Raw genomic sequence first — 14,678 nt, forward strand, 5'->3', positions numbered from 1 at the left:
TGTCCCACGCGTTACCGAGAGGTTGAGCCGATGACGGACCCCGCAGTCGAACGGGACGCCGCCGAGGCCGCCTCGGCCTTCGCGCACCCCCCGGTCGGGCCGGACGTGAGCGCCGCGTACGGGGAACACCCCGACCAGGTCGTCGACTTCTACGCCCCCCGCGGCGACGCGGCGGGCCCGGCCCCGCTGGTCGTGCTCCTGCACGGCGGGGCCTGGCGGGCCCCCTACGACCGGCAGCACGTCACCCCCTTCGCGGACTTCCTGGCCCGGCGGGGTTTCGCCGTCGCCAATGTCGAGTACCGGCGCGGGAGTTCCCTGCCCCACCAGGACGCCGACGGGCCGGTGGCCGGGCGCTGGCCCGAGACCTTCGACGACGTGGCCGCCGCCATGGATGCCCTGCCCGGGCTGGCCGCGGCCGCCCTGCCCGCCGCCGACTTCCGCCGGACCGTGGTGACCGGCCACTCGGCGGGCGGACAGCTCGCGCTGTGGGCGGCGGCGCGGCACGTCCTCCCGTACGGCTCCCCGTGGCGGCTCCCCGCCCCGCCGCCGCTGCGCGGGGTGGTGGCGCTGGCCCCCATCGCGGACTTCGCGGTCGCGGAGGAACTCGGGGTGTGCGGCGGCGCGTCGGGCCAGCTGCTGGGCGGGCCGGAGCACTGGGACGCGCGGCTGCCCTTCACGGACCCGGCGGCGCTGCTCCCGACGGGCATCGCCACCACCGTCGTGCACGGGCGGGAGGACATCGTGGTCCCGCCGGCGGTGTCGGAGTCGTACGTGGCCGCCGCCGCGAAGGCGGGGGAGATGGTCGGCCTGACCCTGGTCGAGGGCGTCGGCCACTTCCCGCTGATCGACCCGGCTGCCGACGCCTGCGCGGTGGTGGCCGAGGAGATCTCCCAGCTGGCCTGGTAGCCCCGGCCGTCCCGGCCGTCCTGGGCGTCCCGCTCGTCAGCGGCGGGAGGCGGAGCGCTGGGGCGGGACTATGCGGACCCGCTTCCCGGCCGGCGCGGCCTCTATGTCGTCCAGCTGCGCGAGGACCGTACTGCGCAAGTCGTCGTAGTCCTCGAAGTGGTGGTCGTTGAAGAGCGTGTAGCCCGTCCACATCAGGTTCGCGCACACCCGCGCCGGTACCCGGCCGGTCTGCGCGCCCATGCCGACCAGGGCCACCGAGCGGATGCTGCCCGGCTTCTCCTTGTTCTGCCGGTGGATCGCCTGGAAGGCCGCGGCGCAGGCCAGGGCTACGTTCAGGGTCTCGCTGACGTTCTGCGAGGAGGTCCGCATCGTCGGCGTCGAGATCAGGTACCGCGGGCTGACCGCCCCGGACGGCACGCACACCGCGCTGCCCACCGGGAGGCTCCCCGCGAAGCGGTCCCGGATCGCCCGCTGCACGCGCAGCTGGATGCCGGCTCCGAGGTGCCGCTTGACGGCGGCGTCGACCCCGCCGTCCATCCGGCCCCGGGAGTTGGTCGGGCTGACCCAGGCGTCGACGTCCTCGTCGAGGATCGACCCCCGGCGGATCTCGATCTCCGGGGTGTCGGCGAACGCCGCCCGCCACGCCTCGACCACTTCGGCGTTGATGTCGGTCAGTACGACCCTCAGCGCCGGCTGCACTCGGTCCACGGTCATCGTCCACTCCCATCGCAAAGGGGTCCTTCCCACTCCCACCACGCTAGGGGGACCCACTGACAATCGGGCCGTGAGCAGGGCGGCATGACTCCTCGTCACCGTTGTCAGTGGCCGTTGTTAGCTTGCTGGCAGTCCATCAGTACGGTTCGAATCCGGAGTGCCTCCACCATGAGCGACGCCAACTCCCAGACCAGTCCCGACCAGCCCGACGCGCATGACCCGCTGGCCCTCGCCGAGCTGTTCAAAGGCGGCGGCGAGCCGTGGCTCCCGCTGCTGAAGCCGGTCATCGAGGCCCAGCCGAACGCGGCCGGTTTCATCGGTACGGGCCGCAGTCCCGAGGTCGTCCCGGTCCGCGAACTGACCTTCCAGGCGCTCAAGCCCCATCCGCCGCACAAGTGGAAGGTCGTCGTCTTCGGCCAGAACCCCTATCCGCGGCCGGAGAGCGCCACCGGCATAGCCATGTTCGACAACACCTTCCACGACTGGAAGGACAGCCAGTTCGGCCGGGTCGTCAGCATCCGCTGCATCATCAAGGCCGCGGCGATGTGGAAGTACGGAATCCCCAAGAAGACCCCGATCGCCGACATCCGCGCGCTGTTGAAGGAGCAGGACACCGTCCAGCCGCCGGAGTGGTTCCAGGCGATGCTCACGCAGGGCGTGCTGCTGCTGAACGCGGCGCTCACCGCCAGCAGCGACGGGACGCGGGGAGGAGCCGATCCGCACACCGCCTTCTGGCGTCCGGTCGCCGAGACGATCGTCGAGGAGATCCTCAAGGCCAAGCAGGACGCCGACGAGGAGGACCGCGGTGTGGTCTTCGCCTGGTGGGGGGCCCACGCCCGCAATCTGAAGAAGGTCGTCCTCGAACTCCAGAAGAAGTACCCCGGGGTCGAGGTCCGGCACATCGACCACGCCAATCCCGCGGCGCAGGGCGACATCTTCTGCGAGGGCGACCACTTCGCGATGGTCAACGAGGCCCTCGCGTCGCTGGGCTCCGACCCGATCGACTGGCTCCCGAGCAAGGGGTGGAACGAGCTCCCGGCGGAGGCCGGCGGGAGCGACGGCGAGGTCGCCGCGCGCATGGGCGCCTTCATCGCGTCCACCATGGAGCTGCACCAGCTGTATCTGGAGCGCCTCTCCAGCGTCAAGGACGAGGGCCTCGTCCTCCCCGCGATCACCGGTGTGTTCGACACCCCGCTCATGGAGTTCCAGGACGCCGTCTCGCCGGTCGCCCAGCTGCTGTCCGGCCTCGACCGGCACGTCAGCCGGTCGCACGAGTTCGGCAAGAGGCGGGCGGACGAAGCGTCCGGCGGCCTGTCGGCCGACGCGATCGCCGCCCTCTACCTCTACACCTGCGAGTCGGCGTTCTACCGGGAGATCAACTCGGTCCTGCGCTCCCCGGACCGGGCCAGGCTCGTGCCGTACCTCCCCTACCTGCGGCTGCTGTTCTCGGCGGTCTCGGGGCTCCCCGCCCGCACCGAACCGCTGTGGCGCGGGGTGTCGCTGGACCTGCGGGCGCAGTACCCGCTGGGCCGCACCGTGACCTGGTGGGGCGTGTCCTCCTGCACGCCCAAGCTCAGCGTCGCCCGGGCGTTCCTCGGCAGCCGCGGCAAGCGGACGCTCTTCGAGGTGGTTCCCGCCCGGGCCGTGGGTATCCGCGACTTCTCCGCGTTCACCGAGGAGGAGGAGTTCATCCTCTCGCCGGGCACCCAGCTCAAGGTGACGGACGTGAAGACCGAGCGCGGCGGCCTGTGCACCGTGCGGCTGACCGAACTGGAGGACCAGACCCTGGTGTCCTGAGCCGACGCGCGGGCCGGCCGCTCAGTCCCACTGCTCGTCGGCCAGCGAGGTGACCGGGGCCGGCTTGCCGATGACCGCCAGGGCGATGAAGAAGTTGATCTGGCCGATCGCGATGGTGAGGGTGGCCAGGGCCTTCTGGTCGTAGTGCTTCGCCACCTCCGCGTACAGCTCGTCGGATACGCGCTCCTTGCCGGTCGGGGCGGGCTGGAGGGTCGCCTCCACCAGCGCGAGGGCAGCCCGCTCGGCGTCGGTGAAGCAGAGTGCGTCCTGCCAGGAGGAGACGGCGGTGATGCGCTCCTCGGAGACGCCCGCCTTGCGGAGGAAGGCGGTGTTCAGGACGGTCAGGTAGGTGTTGCCGACGATCTGGCCCGCGCGGAGGTGGACGAGGCTCATCGTGCTGCGCGGGACCGAGCGGTTGCCCGTGGCCCGGAACAGGGCGGCGCTGATGTCGCCCAGCTCGGGAACGAACTCGCCCGGGTTGGGCATCCGCGAGATCGAGGTGTCCGTCATGGCTGCTCTCCTTCAGTCGGTGTCTTCACAGCACTGACCCAGGGGAGCGAGGAGATGTGACAGGTCCGGGAAAGTTTTTTTTCGCCGTCACGCCGCCGGGGGCGGCGGGAGGTGGGCGACCGTGTGGGTGAAGTAGGTCCGCACGTCCTCGGCCATCGCGTAGGCACGCTTCAGGTAGACCTCCCAGGGCCTGACGACCGCCGGGTCCTCGTAGCGGCGGGCGCCCGCGTGGACGCCGACGGGGGTGTACAGGACCTCGTACAGGACGTGTCCGTCGACGATGACGATCTCGGGCAACGGCCCGCCGTCGGCCGCCTCGGTGAAGGAGAACTCCTCGGCGGACAGCACCCGCGTGTGGTGCCCGGCCTCGGCGCGCATGTGGAGCCAGTGCAGCTGCCACTGCACGTACGGGGACAGCGGCTCCTCCACCACCCGCAGCCGGCGCAGCGGCGAGCCGTTGCGGCTGTCGTCGTCGGCGGCCCGGCGCGCGGCGATGCGTTCCGCCTCGATCAGCCGGAGCACCTCCCGCCAGTCGCCCCGGCGCAGTGCCTCCCGGGTGGGGTCGTCCGTCTCCTCGAAGTGCTGGAGCCGTTCCAGCCGCCAGGACTCGCCGTTGCGGACGGCCGCGCGGCGGGCCCGGAGGTCTTCGGTGTAGGCGTAGGCGCCGAGTGGTTCGCCTTGGTTCGCCGGGAGCGCCGGCGCGCGGAGATCGTGCATCTGAATCCCCAGCCTGGGTGAGATGCCACGACTGTACCGAACGTGATCGCGTGGATGCGGTACGCGTTCGCGCGGGTCTCGGGAATCCTGTCCGCGGCGCGCCCGGGTACGCCGAAGGGGCGGGGTGCGCGGTGCGCTCCCCGCCCCTTCGGGCGGTGCTCCCCGGAGGGATGTGCCGGGATGTGCCGCTTAGAGGAACGAGTTGATCTCGATCGTCTCGGTGCGGCCGGGGCCGACGCCGATCGCGGAGATCGGGGCGCCCGACATCTCCTCCAGGGCCTTCACGTACCCCTGCGCGTTCTTCGGCAGGTCGGCGAAGGTCTTGGCCTTGGTGATGTCCTCGGACCAGCCCGGGAGGGTTTCGTAGATCGGCTTCGCGTGGTGGAAGTCCGACTGCGAGTACGGCAGCTCCTCGACGCGCTTGCCGTCGATCTCGTACGCGACGCAGACCGGGATCTCCTCCCAGCCGGTCAGCACGTCCAGCTTGGTGAGGAAGAAGTCCGTCAGGCCGTTGACGCGGGTCGCGTAGCGGGCGATCGGGGCGTCGAACCAGCCGCAGCGCCGGTCACGGCCGGTGGTCACACCGCGCTCTCCACCGATGCGGCGCAGGGCCTCGCCGTCCTCGTCGAACAGCTCGGTCGGGAACGGGCCCGCGCCGACGCGGGTCGTGTAGGCCTTGAGGATGCCGATGACACGGCTGATCTTCGTCGGGCCCACGCCGGTGCCGGTGCAGGCGCCGCCGGCGGTCGGGTTCGAGGAGGTGACGAAGGGGTACGTGCCGTGGTCGACGTCGAGCAGGGTGCCCTGGCCGCCCTCGAAGAGCACGACCTTGTCCTCGTCCAGCGCGTTGTTGAGGATCAGGGTGGTGTCGGCGACGTAGCCCTTGATCTGGTCCGCGTACTGGAGCATCTCCTCGACGATCGCGGAGGCGTCGATCGCGCGGCGGTTGTACAGCTTGGCGAGGAGCTGGTTCTTGCCCTCCAGCGCCGCTTCGACCTTCTGGGTGAGGATCGACTCGTCGTACAGGTCCTGGACCCGGATGCCGACGCGGTTGATCTTGTCCGCGTAGGTCGGGCCGATGCCGCGGCCGGTCGTACCGATCTTGCGCTTGCCGAGGAAGCGCTCGCCGACCTTGTCGAGGGTGACGTTGTACGGCGTGATGAGGTGCGCGTTGCCGCTGATGAGCAGCTTGGAAGTGTCGATGCCACGCTCGTTCAGGCCGCGCAGCTCGGAGAGCAGGACGGCCGGGTCGACGACGACACCGTTGCCGATGACCGGGGTGCATCCGGGGGAGAGGATGCCGGAAGGGAGAAGGTGCAGTGCGTACTTCTGGTCGCCTACGACGACCGTGTGGCCGGCGTTGTTGCCGCCCTGGTAGCGCACCACATAGTCAACGGATCCACCGAGCAGGTCGGTGGCCTTTCCCTTGCCCTCGTCACCCCACTGAGCTCCGAGCAGCACAAGAGCGGGCACAGGCGTACACCTCTTCCGGATGGGGCATGTCCAAGGTCAGGGGGCGTACGACGATGTACACCGCAGGCTGAGCCGTCGGACCGGTGCCCCGGAATAGACGAAGGCCCTGGCGCAATAGCGCAAGGGCCTCTTGCACAAAGATGCTACCCGAGGAAGGACCGAGGTGTCGGCTCCAGAGCCCACCATGAGCCATGCGGGCGCGCCGGTAGGCGGTCTGCTCGTGCTCGTCGACCCGGTCGCCCGCCGTCTTGACGGCGAGTCCGTGCGAATCGCGAAGGATGTGTTGTCAGCGGGAGCCGCGGCGAAAATCTGCCTCCCGGATTCGCAGGAGGAATTTGCGCGGGCTCTCGCCCGCCGGGGCCATCGGCGGCCGGTGATCGTGGGCGACGACCGGGCGCTGGTGCGGGCCGTGGGGCTGCTGCACCGGGAGCGGGGGCTGGGCGACGGGGTGGTCTCGCTGGTCCCGGTGGGCCCGCCGGGGTCGCTGGCGCTGGCCCGCTCGCTCGGGGTGCCGCTGTCGGCGGTGCTGGCGGCCCGGGCGGCGCTGGACGGGGTGACGCACCCGCGGGACCTGCTGGTGGACGACAGCGACGGGGTGGTGCTGGGCGGGCTGCGGATCAGCCCTCCGGCGTCGGCCGTACGGCGTGGCGGGGGTTACCGGTCGCTGCTGCGGACGCTGCTGCCGAGCCCGGCGGCGTCCGGCGCGCCGGCGGGGCCGGTGCACCGGCTGCGCGTGGAGGTGGACGGGGTGGTCCTGGCGGACGTGGACCACCCGGTGGAGGACGTGGCCGTGCGGACGGCCGGGGCGGGGGCCGGTCCGGCGGAGGTGGTGGTCCGGCTGTCGGGCGCGCCGCCGCTGACGCAGCCGGCGGAGGTGGTGACGGTGTCCGGGGCGGACTTCCGCTACCGCGCCGACCACGCCCTGGCCGGCCCGGTCCGCCGCCGCACCTGGACCCGCCACGCCGCCGCCTGGGCCCTCACCCTCCCGCGCGGGTCCGACTGACGCACGCCCCCCGGGCCGGGCCGTGCCCGGCCGGACCGGGCACGGCCGGGGGCTACGCCAGGTCCAGCGTGGCCCGGTGGGCGCGCCAGCGGTCCATCAGGCCGTGCATCTCGTGCTGGAGGAACTCGAAGAAGGCCGCCGTCTCCGCGACCCGCGCCCCCGCCGGGGTGTCGGTGCCCAGCCCGGCCGCGCCCTCGCGCAGGGTCTTCTCGAAGTGGGTGAGTGCCTGGTCCCGGCGGGTGAAGGTCTCGTACCAGAGCTCGTTGTGCAGGACGTAGCGGTCCCGCCGGGAGCCCGGTTCGCGCTCCCGGCTGACCATGCTGACCTGCGTCAGGTAGGCGACGGCGCCCGAGACCGCCGCCGGGCTGATCCGCAGTGCCTCGCCGAGCTCGGCGGAGGTCATCGCGCCGCCGTCGCTCGCGAGCAGCCGCGCGAAGACCCGGGCGGCCATGCGCTGCATGCCCGCCTCGGTGAGCTGCGCGGCGAACCGCTCCACGAAGCGGGAGACCGCTTCCTCGTCCCGTACGTCCATCGGTGTGTCCACCCCTCGGATTTTACGCGATTCCCGAGCTTCACAAATTTGTGAAAGTAGCGTACGTTCGGAAACATGACGAAGGCAATCAGCGTCGCCGGACTCCACAAGGCATTCGGCCGCACGCGCGCACTGGACGGCCTCGACCTCGAGGTCACGACCGGCGAGGTCCACGGTTTCCTCGGCCCCAACGGCGCCGGCAAATCCACCACCATCCGGGTCCTCCTCGGCCTGCTGCGCGCCGACTCCGGGACCGCCACCCTCCTCGGCGGCGACCCGTGGGCCGACGCCGTCGCCCTCCACCGCCGCATCGCCTACGTGCCCGGCGACGTCACCCTCTGGCGCAACCTCTCCGGCGGCGAGGTCATCGACCTCTTCGGGCGCCTGCGCGGGGGCCTCGACCGCGCCCGGCGGGCCGAGCTGATCGAGCGGTTCGAACTCGACCCGTCCAAGAAGGGCCGTACGTACTCCAAGGGCAACCGCCAGAAGGTCGCCCTCGTCGCCGCCTTCGCCTCCGACGCGGAACTCCTCGTCCTCGACGAGCCCACCTCCGGCCTCGACCCCCTCATGGAGGAGGTCTTCCAGAGCTGCGTGGCCGAGGCCCGCGCCGCCGGCCGCACCATCCTGCTCAGCTCGCACATCCTCAGCGAGGTCGAGGCCCTCTGCGACCGGGTCAGCATCATCCGCGCCGGCCGCACCGTGGAGAGCGGCACCCTCGCCGAACTGCGCCACCTCACCCGCACCTCGATCACCGCCGAACTCGCCGGACCGCCGAACGGCCTCGCGCACCTGCCCGGCGTCCACGACGTCCGGGTGCAGGGCCTGAAGGTCACCCTCCAGGCGGACACCGACAAGCTGGACGCCGTCCTGCGCTCCCTCACCACCTCGGGGGTGCGCTCGCTGACCTCCACCCCGCCCACCCTCGAAGAGCTCTTCCTGCGCCACTACACCACCTCTGCGGTGAGCGGACGATGAACCGACAGCTGGCCGGCACCGGGACGCTGCTGCGCCTCGCCCTGCGCCGCGACCGCGTGCTGATGCCGGTCTGGGTCCTGGTCACCGGCCTGCTCGTGGCGAGCATGCCCCGCTCCCTCGCCGGCGTGTACACCACCGCCGCCGAACGGGCCGGCGCCGCCGCCTCGATGAATGCCAACGGCTCGATGCGCGCCCTGTACGGGCCGGTCTTCGCGGACTCCCTCGGCGCCATGGCCGCCTGGCGCATGGGCGTCTTCGGCGGGGTGCTCGCGGCCGTGATGAGCCTGCTGATCGTCGTCCGGCACACCCGCGAGGAGGAGGAGACGGGCCGCCAGGAGCTGCTCTCCGCCGGTGTGGTCGGCCGCAGGGCCCCGCTGGTCGCGGCCCTGTGCGCCGCGCTCGTCGCCAACGGGTGCGTGGCCCTGCTCGTCGCGGGCGGGCTCGCGGGGCAGGGCACGGCCGGGGCCCTCGCGCTCGGGCTCGGCATCGCCGGCACCGGGCTGCTCTTCGCCGCCGTCGCGGCCGTCGCCGCCCAGCTGACCGAGAGTGCCCGGGCCGCGAAGGGGCTCACGGCGGCCGTGCTGGGCGCCGCGTTCGTCCTGAAGGCGGCGGGCGACGCCGGAACGCCGCGGGGCGCGTCGGCCCTGACCTGGAGTTCGCCGCTCGGCTGGCTGGAGAACGTACGGGCCTTCGCGGGCGAACGCTGGTGGGTGCTCGGGCTGTTCGCCGCCGGTGTGGCGCTGCTGACCGGCGCCGCCCACCTGCTGGCCGGGCGCCGCGACCTCGGCATGAGCTTCCTCCCGAGCCGGCCCGGGCGCGCCGAAGGACGCCTCGGGACGGCGGGCGCGCTGGCCTGGCGGCTCCAGCGCGGCAGCGTGCTCGGCTGGAGCGCCGGCTTCCTGATCGCCGGCGTCGTCTTCGGCGGCATGGCCGACGGAGCCGCCGATGTGGTCGGCGGCAACGAGAAGACCCGGCAGATCATCGAGCGGATGGGCGGCCAGAGCGGGCTCACCGAGGCCTTCCTCGCCGCGATGGCCGGGCTGCTGGGCATGCTCGCCGCCCTGTACGTCGTCTCCTCCGTGCTGCGGCTGCACGCCGAGGAGTCCGCGCAGCGCGCCGAACCGCTGCTCGCGAACGCCGTCGGCCGGCTGCGCTGGGCCGGCGGGCACCTCGCCGTCGCCTTCGGCGGATCGGCGCTGATCCTGCTGCTGGCGGGGCTCGGGCTGGGCATCGGCCACGGCAGGGACCTCGGCGCGACGGTGGGAGCCTGCCTCGCCCAGCTCCCGGCGGTGTGGCTGCTCGGAGCCCTGGCCGCCCTGCTGCACGGGGCGGCCCCGAGGTACGCGGTCGCCGCCTGGGCCGTCGCCGGTACCGCGCTGGCCCTCGGCTGGATCGGCCCGGCCCTCGACCTCCCCCAGGCGGTCATGAACCTGTCGCCCTTCACCCACCTGCCCCGGCTGCCGGGCCCCGCCTCCCCCGACTGGGCCGCGCCGGCGGCCCTCACCGCCCTGGCCGCGGCCCTGGCGGCGGGCGGCCTGACGGCCCTGCGCCGCCGGGACCTGGCCGGCTAGCGCGGGGTTCCGTCGAGGGGGCGGGATACCGCCGTGTGGATCACGAGGCCCCCTCTCGTACGTCGAACTCCACCACCAGCTCCCGCAGACCCCGGATCACGTAGCCCTCCTGCCACTGCGGCTCCCGTACGAGCCGCATCGGCGGCCCTGCGGCGGCGTCGAGCAGCGCCCCGAAGGAGGCCGCCAGCTCCAGCCGGGCCAGGGGCGCGCCGAGGCAGTAGTGGATCCCGGCGCCGAAGGTCAGGTGCGGGTTGTCGGCCCGTACGAGGTCCAGCGCGTCCGGGTCCTCGAAGCGCGCGGGGTCCCGGTTCGCGGACCCGAAGAGCAGCGCGACCTCGGCGCCGCGGGGGATGACGGTGTCCCCGACGCGGATGTCGTCGAGCACCCAGCGCTCGAACATCTGGAGGGGCGTGTCGTAGCGCATCAGTTCATCCACAGCTGTGGACAACTTTTCCGGATCCGCCGCTCCAGGGTGCGCGCGCAGGGCCGCGAGCTGCGCGGGATTGCGGAACAGGGCCCACCAGCCGTTCACCGTGGTGTTCACGGTCGCCTCGTGCCCGGCGTTCAGCAGGAGGACGCAGGTGGAGATCATCTCCTGCTCGCTGAGCCGGCCCTCGTCATCGTGGGCGGCGATCAGCCCGGAGATCAAATCCGCGCCGGGCTGCTTGCGGCGTTCGGCGATCAGCTCCCGCAGGTACGCGCTGAACTCCACGCTCGCCGTCACCGCCCGCCGCGCCGTCTCCGGGTCCGGCCGCAGCTCGTACATCCCGCAGATGTCCTTCGACCAGGGCCTCAGCAGCCCCCGGTCCGCCTCCGGGATCCCCAGCAGCTCGGCGATCACCGCCACCGGCAGCGGCTCGGCGACGGCGGTCAGCAGGTCCCCGCCCCCGGCGGCCCGCAGCCCGCCCACCAGCTCCCGGGCCAGCCGCTCGACCGACGGCGCGAGCCGCTCCACCGTGCGCGGGGTGAACGCCTTCGCCACCAGCCGCCGCACCCGGGCGTGCGCGGGATCCTCCAGATCCAGCAGGCCGTTGCCGTTGAGGACGTGGAAGGGCTCGTGCTCGGGCGGCGGAGCCTGCCGCCCGAACTCCTCGTGGCTGAAGCGGTGGAGGTAGGTCCGCCCCAGCCGCCGGTCCCGCAGCAGCGCGCTCACATCGGCGTAGTGCGACACGAGCCACTGCCCCGTCGCCTTGCACCACACGGCCCGCCCCTGCTCCCGCAACTCCCGGTAGGCGGGGTACGGATCGGCGACGAAGGCGGCATCCCACGGATCAAAACGCATCCCCGCAGCCTAGGCCGTTCCTCACGGGGCGTCAGTGGGGCACGGTGATCACGATCTTGCCGAACTGGGTGTTGGATTCCATGTGCCGGTGGGCCTGCGCGATCTCTTCCAGGGGCAGGAGGCGGTCCACCACCGGGCGCAGGAACCCGGTGCGCAGGCCCGAGGTGATGAATGCCGTGGCGCGGCGCATGCGCCGGGGATCCCTGGTGATCTCGAGCATGGTGTAGGCGCGCATGTTCAGCGCGGGCATGCCCAGATCGAAGCCGGGACAGGGCGTGGGCCGTCCGCTCTGCCCGCCCCACAGGAACAGCGTCCCGTCGGGGGCGCCCGCGCGGGCCAGCTCGGCCACGCCCGGTCCGGCGACGGCGTCGAAGACGAACTCGGCGCCCCGGCCGCCGGTCAGCTCCAGCAGCCGCCCCGCCACGTCCTCCTCGTCCGAGACGATCACCTCGGCCGCCCCCTCGTCCAGCAGCCGCTCGGGCAGCACTACGCCGGGACCTCGCGCATGAACACCCTGCGCCGCACCGACATGGACCAGGCCTTCCCCGGCCTGCTCGACGCCCTCACCCCCCCGGCGGGCGGCTGTCTAGCCCTTCGGGTCCGGCTTCCAGTCCTGGACGAGCAGCCCGAGCAGCACCTCGTCCAGGAACTCGCCCATCACCCAGGCCGAGGAGCGCAGCAGGCCCTCACGGACGAAGCCGTTGCGCTCGGCGGAGCGCAGCATCGCGGGGTTGTCCGACAGCGTCTCGATCTGGAGCCGCCGCAGGCCGCGCACGACGAAACCGTAGTGGCACAGCACCGCGACCACGTCGGTGCCGTAGCCCTTGCCGCGGGAGGACGGCAGCAGCCCCAGCCCGATGTGCGCGGACCGGTTGTGGTTGTCGATGTCCCACAGGTTCGCGGTGCCGACCAGGGCGCCGCCGTCCAGCTCCACCACGGAGAAGGAGACGAGGCCCTGCTCCTTGTCGTCCACCACGAACTGCGAGTCCTTCGAGCCGGGCGTGATCGGCCGCCACGGCCGGCCGGTGGCCCGCGAGGCGTTGACCACGTCCTCGTGGAGACCGGCGTGCAGGATCGGGATGTCGTCCTCGTGCCGGGCCCTGAGCCCGACCGTGTTGCCCTTTAGCATGCAGGCTTCCTATCCGACCGCGCCGGACGGCGGCAACCCAATAGATCAAGGCCTCGATCGGCGAGACGCCGCCTAAGCCGGTGTCACCAGCCGTGTCTCGTACGCGTACACCGCCGCCTGCGTCCGGTCGCGCAGGCCCAGCTTCACCAGGATCCGGCTCACGTGCGTCTTGATCGTGGACTCGGCCACCAGCAGCCGGTCCGCTATCTCCACGTTGGACAGGCCCTGCGCGATCAGCACCAGCACCTCCGTCTCCCGCTCGGTCAACTCCGCCACTCCCGAGGGATCCGCCGCCCGCGGCGCCTCCGAGAGCTTCGAGAACTCGGTGATCAGCCGCTTCGTCACCGACGGGGCCAGCAGCGCCTCCCCGGCCGCCACCACCCGTACCCCCTCCGCCAGCTGCCGGGCGGAGGCGTCCTTCAGCAGGAAGCCGGACGCCCCCGCCCGCAGCGCCTGGTACACGTACTCGTCGAGGTCGAAGGTCGTCAGGACCAGCACCTTCGCGTCCGTGTCCGCCGCCACGATCTGCCGCGTCGCCTCCAGGCCGTTCATCTCCGGCATCCGGATGTCCATCAGCACCACGTCCGGCCGCAAGGCTGCCACCTGTGCGATGGCCTGCCGGCCGTCGACCGCCTCCCCGACGACCTCCATGCCCTCCATCGCGTTCAGCAGGACGGAGAACCCCTCGCGGACCATCATCTGGTCGTCGACGATCAGCACCCGGATCGTCATGCCGGCTCCTCCTCGGGCTGCGGCCGGCTGCGCACCGGTATGAACACGGCCACCTCGTACCCGCCCGCGGCGCTCTCCCCGGCCGTCATCTCCCCCTCCAGCATCGCCACCCGCTCCCGCATCCCGGTGATCCCGTGCCCGGCCCCCGGCGAAGGCCGGACATCCCCGACCGCCGGACCGTTGACGACCCGTATCCCCAGGCCGCCCAGCACATACGACACCTCCACCCCGGCCACCGCCCCCGGAGCATGCCGCAGGCTATTGCTCAGGGCCTCCTGGATGATCCGGTACGCCGACAGCTCCACGCCCTGCGGCAGCTCGCGCACCGCACCCGTGACGGTCTTGTCCACACTCAGCCCCGCCTCCCGCACATTGGCCAGCAGCCCGTCCAGCGAGGCCAGCGTCGGCTGCGGAGCATCCGGCGCCTCGTAGTCCGCGGACCGCACCACCCCCAGCACCCGGCGCAGCTCCGTCAGGGCCGCCACCGCGTTCTCCCGGATGGTGACGAAGGCCGCCTCCAGCTCCGGCGGCGGATTCTTCACCCGGTACGGCGCGGCCTCCGCCTGGATCGCCACCACCGACATGTGGTGCGCGACCACGTCGTGCAGCTCCCGCGCGATGGTCGTCCGCTCCTCCAGCAGGGTCCGCCGGTCCCGCTCGACCGCCGTCACCTCCTGCTGCGCGATGACCTCCCGCCGGGCCTCCTTGCGGGTGTTGCGGACGGTCACCGCCAGCAGGGCCACCGCCGAGAAGAAGGCCATCGGCGCGACATTGCCGCCATCGCCGACCAGGAACGGCAGGACCGTCCCGTACAGCAGGTTGATGGCCCACATCCAGGCGGCTGCCCGGGGCCGGACCCGCATCGCCACGAAGGTCATGACCGCCAGACAGGCGAGGAAGGTGCTCGGCGACCAGGGCCAGGTCATGGTCCGGTCGCCGAACAGCGACAGCGCCGTGGTGACGGCCAGCACCGTCCAGAACGCCCCCACAGGGCGCACCAGGGTCATCAGCACCGGCCCCGCCGCCAGCAGCCCCATCACCAGGAACTGGAGCGGCGGGCCGCCGTACAGGTTGTCCGCGCTCGCGAGCACGGTCACGCAGAACGCTGTGAACACCACCACCGCATGCGGCAGATAGGCCGCCTTCGGCCGTATCCCCTGGGGGAGCCGCCGCGTCACCGGCCCGTCCGTACGCATGGGGGCGAGCGGCCGGTAGGCGAAGGCATCGGTGATCAGGTCGTCGCGCAGGCTCTGGATCAATCCCGAAGCCAGCCGCAGTTCGGGTGGCCGGGGGGTCGCCCCGGTGGTCGTCTCGGTCATGTCCAAACCGTAGGCCGG

At 72.2% G+C, this 14,678-nt stretch carries 15 protein-coding genes; 5 read left to right on the plus strand and 10 right to left on the minus strand.

Features of this window, described 5'->3' with window-relative positions:
• The first annotated feature begins 30 nt into the window (after positions 1-30).
• The gene (locus tag OOK34_RS13420; protein WP_267034091.1) at positions 31-906 is read left to right on the plus strand and encodes a S9 family peptidase; all 876 of its coding nucleotides are present in this window, start codon (positions 31-33) and stop codon (positions 904-906) included.
• A gap of 36 nt (positions 907-942) precedes the next feature.
• Here OOK34_RS13420 and OOK34_RS13425 read toward each other — a convergent pair whose 3' ends face one another.
• Positions 943-1,620, minus strand: a complete 678-nt coding sequence (locus OOK34_RS13425; RefSeq protein WP_267034092.1) for a macro domain-containing protein — start codon at positions 1,618-1,620, stop codon at positions 943-945.
• Between the two features lie 168 nt (positions 1,621-1,788).
• Here OOK34_RS13425 and OOK34_RS13430 point away from each other — a divergent pair, with 168 nt between their 5' ends.
• Positions 1,789-3,417 carry an ADP-ribosyltransferase domain-containing protein gene (locus OOK34_RS13430; RefSeq protein WP_267034093.1) on the plus strand — a complete coding sequence of 543 codons (1,629 nt, stop codon included), beginning with the start codon at positions 1,789-1,791 and terminating at the stop codon, positions 3,415-3,417.
• A gap of 21 nt (positions 3,418-3,438) precedes the next feature.
• Here the strand turns inward: OOK34_RS13430 and OOK34_RS13435 are convergent, their stop codons facing one another.
• The 3 genes from OOK34_RS13435 to OOK34_RS13445 all read right to left on the minus strand — a co-directional run bounded on the left by OOK34_RS13435 (position 3,439) and on the right by OOK34_RS13445 (position 6,117).
• Entirely contained in the window at positions 3,439-3,927 is a 489-nt protein-coding gene (locus tag OOK34_RS13435) for a carboxymuconolactone decarboxylase family protein (protein ID WP_267034094.1), read from the minus strand.
• 87 nt (positions 3,928-4,014) lie between these two features.
• A complete protein-coding gene (locus tag OOK34_RS13440) occupies positions 4,015-4,644 on the minus strand; it encodes a DUF6879 family protein (RefSeq protein ID WP_267034095.1) in 630 nt (209 codons plus the stop codon).
• 189 nt (positions 4,645-4,833) lie between these two features.
• Positions 4,834-6,117 (minus strand): adenylosuccinate synthase, encoded by a 1,284-nt coding sequence (locus tag OOK34_RS13445; RefSeq protein ID WP_267034096.1) that lies wholly within the window; start codon positions 6,115-6,117, stop codon positions 4,834-4,836.
• 184 nt (positions 6,118-6,301) lie between these two features.
• Here OOK34_RS13445 and OOK34_RS13450 point away from each other — a divergent pair, with 184 nt between their 5' ends.
• Positions 6,302-7,120: a diacylglycerol kinase gene (locus OOK34_RS13450; protein WP_267036727.1), complete on the plus strand. Its 819-nt coding sequence runs from the start codon at positions 6,302-6,304 to the stop codon at positions 7,118-7,120.
• A gap of 52 nt (positions 7,121-7,172) precedes the next feature.
• Here the strand turns inward: OOK34_RS13450 and OOK34_RS13455 are convergent, their stop codons facing one another.
• Positions 7,173-7,652 carry a GbsR/MarR family transcriptional regulator gene (locus OOK34_RS13455; RefSeq protein WP_267036728.1) on the minus strand — a complete coding sequence of 160 codons (480 nt, stop codon included), beginning with the start codon at positions 7,650-7,652 and terminating at the stop codon, positions 7,173-7,175.
• 75 nt (positions 7,653-7,727) lie between these two features.
• On the opposite strand from OOK34_RS13455, the gene OOK34_RS13460 reads away from it, so the two are divergent.
• Together OOK34_RS13460 and OOK34_RS13465 are read left to right on the plus strand one after the other, a co-directional pair.
• The gene (locus OOK34_RS13460) at positions 7,728-8,627 is read left to right on the plus strand and encodes an ABC transporter ATP-binding protein (RefSeq protein ID WP_267034097.1); all 900 of its coding nucleotides are present in this window, start codon (positions 7,728-7,730) and stop codon (positions 8,625-8,627) included.
• Positions 8,624-10,198, plus strand: a complete 1,575-nt coding sequence (locus tag OOK34_RS13465) for an ABC transporter permease (RefSeq protein ID WP_267034098.1) — start codon at positions 8,624-8,626, stop codon at positions 10,196-10,198. Before OOK34_RS13460 ends, OOK34_RS13465 begins: the two co-directional genes overlap by 4 nt.
• Before the next feature lie 40 nt (positions 10,199-10,238).
• On the opposite strand, the gene OOK34_RS13470 is transcribed toward OOK34_RS13465, so the two are convergent.
• From OOK34_RS13470 to OOK34_RS13490, 5 genes are all read right to left on the minus strand, one after another.
• Positions 10,239-11,480 (minus strand): cytochrome P450, encoded by a 1,242-nt coding sequence (locus OOK34_RS13470; RefSeq protein ID WP_267034099.1) that lies wholly within the window; start codon positions 11,478-11,480, stop codon positions 10,239-10,241.
• A 31-nt stretch (positions 11,481-11,511) separates the two neighbouring features.
• Positions 11,512-11,967, minus strand: coding sequence for a zinc-binding dehydrogenase (locus tag OOK34_RS13475; RefSeq protein WP_267034100.1), 456 nt, complete (start codon positions 11,965-11,967; stop codon positions 11,512-11,514).
• 99 nt (positions 11,968-12,066) lie between these two features.
• On the minus strand, positions 12,067-12,609 hold the full coding sequence (locus tag OOK34_RS13480; protein ID WP_267034101.1) for a GNAT family N-acetyltransferase: 543 nt from the start codon (positions 12,607-12,609) through the stop codon (positions 12,067-12,069).
• Positions 12,610-12,681: 72 nt separating this feature from the next.
• Positions 12,682-13,341: a response regulator transcription factor gene (locus OOK34_RS13485; protein WP_267034102.1), complete on the minus strand. Its 660-nt coding sequence runs from the start codon at positions 13,339-13,341 to the stop codon at positions 12,682-12,684.
• Positions 13,338-14,660, minus strand: coding sequence for a sensor histidine kinase (locus OOK34_RS13490; RefSeq protein ID WP_267034103.1), 1,323 nt, complete (start codon positions 14,658-14,660; stop codon positions 13,338-13,340). The genes OOK34_RS13485 and OOK34_RS13490 overlap by 4 nt, the downstream gene beginning before the upstream one ends.
• Positions 14,661-14,678: the final 18 nt, after the last annotated feature.

Origin of the sequence: Streptomyces sp. NBC_00091, assembly GCF_026343185.1 — a bacterium.
Lineage (GTDB): Bacteria > Actinomycetota > Actinomycetes > Streptomycetales > Streptomycetaceae > Streptomyces.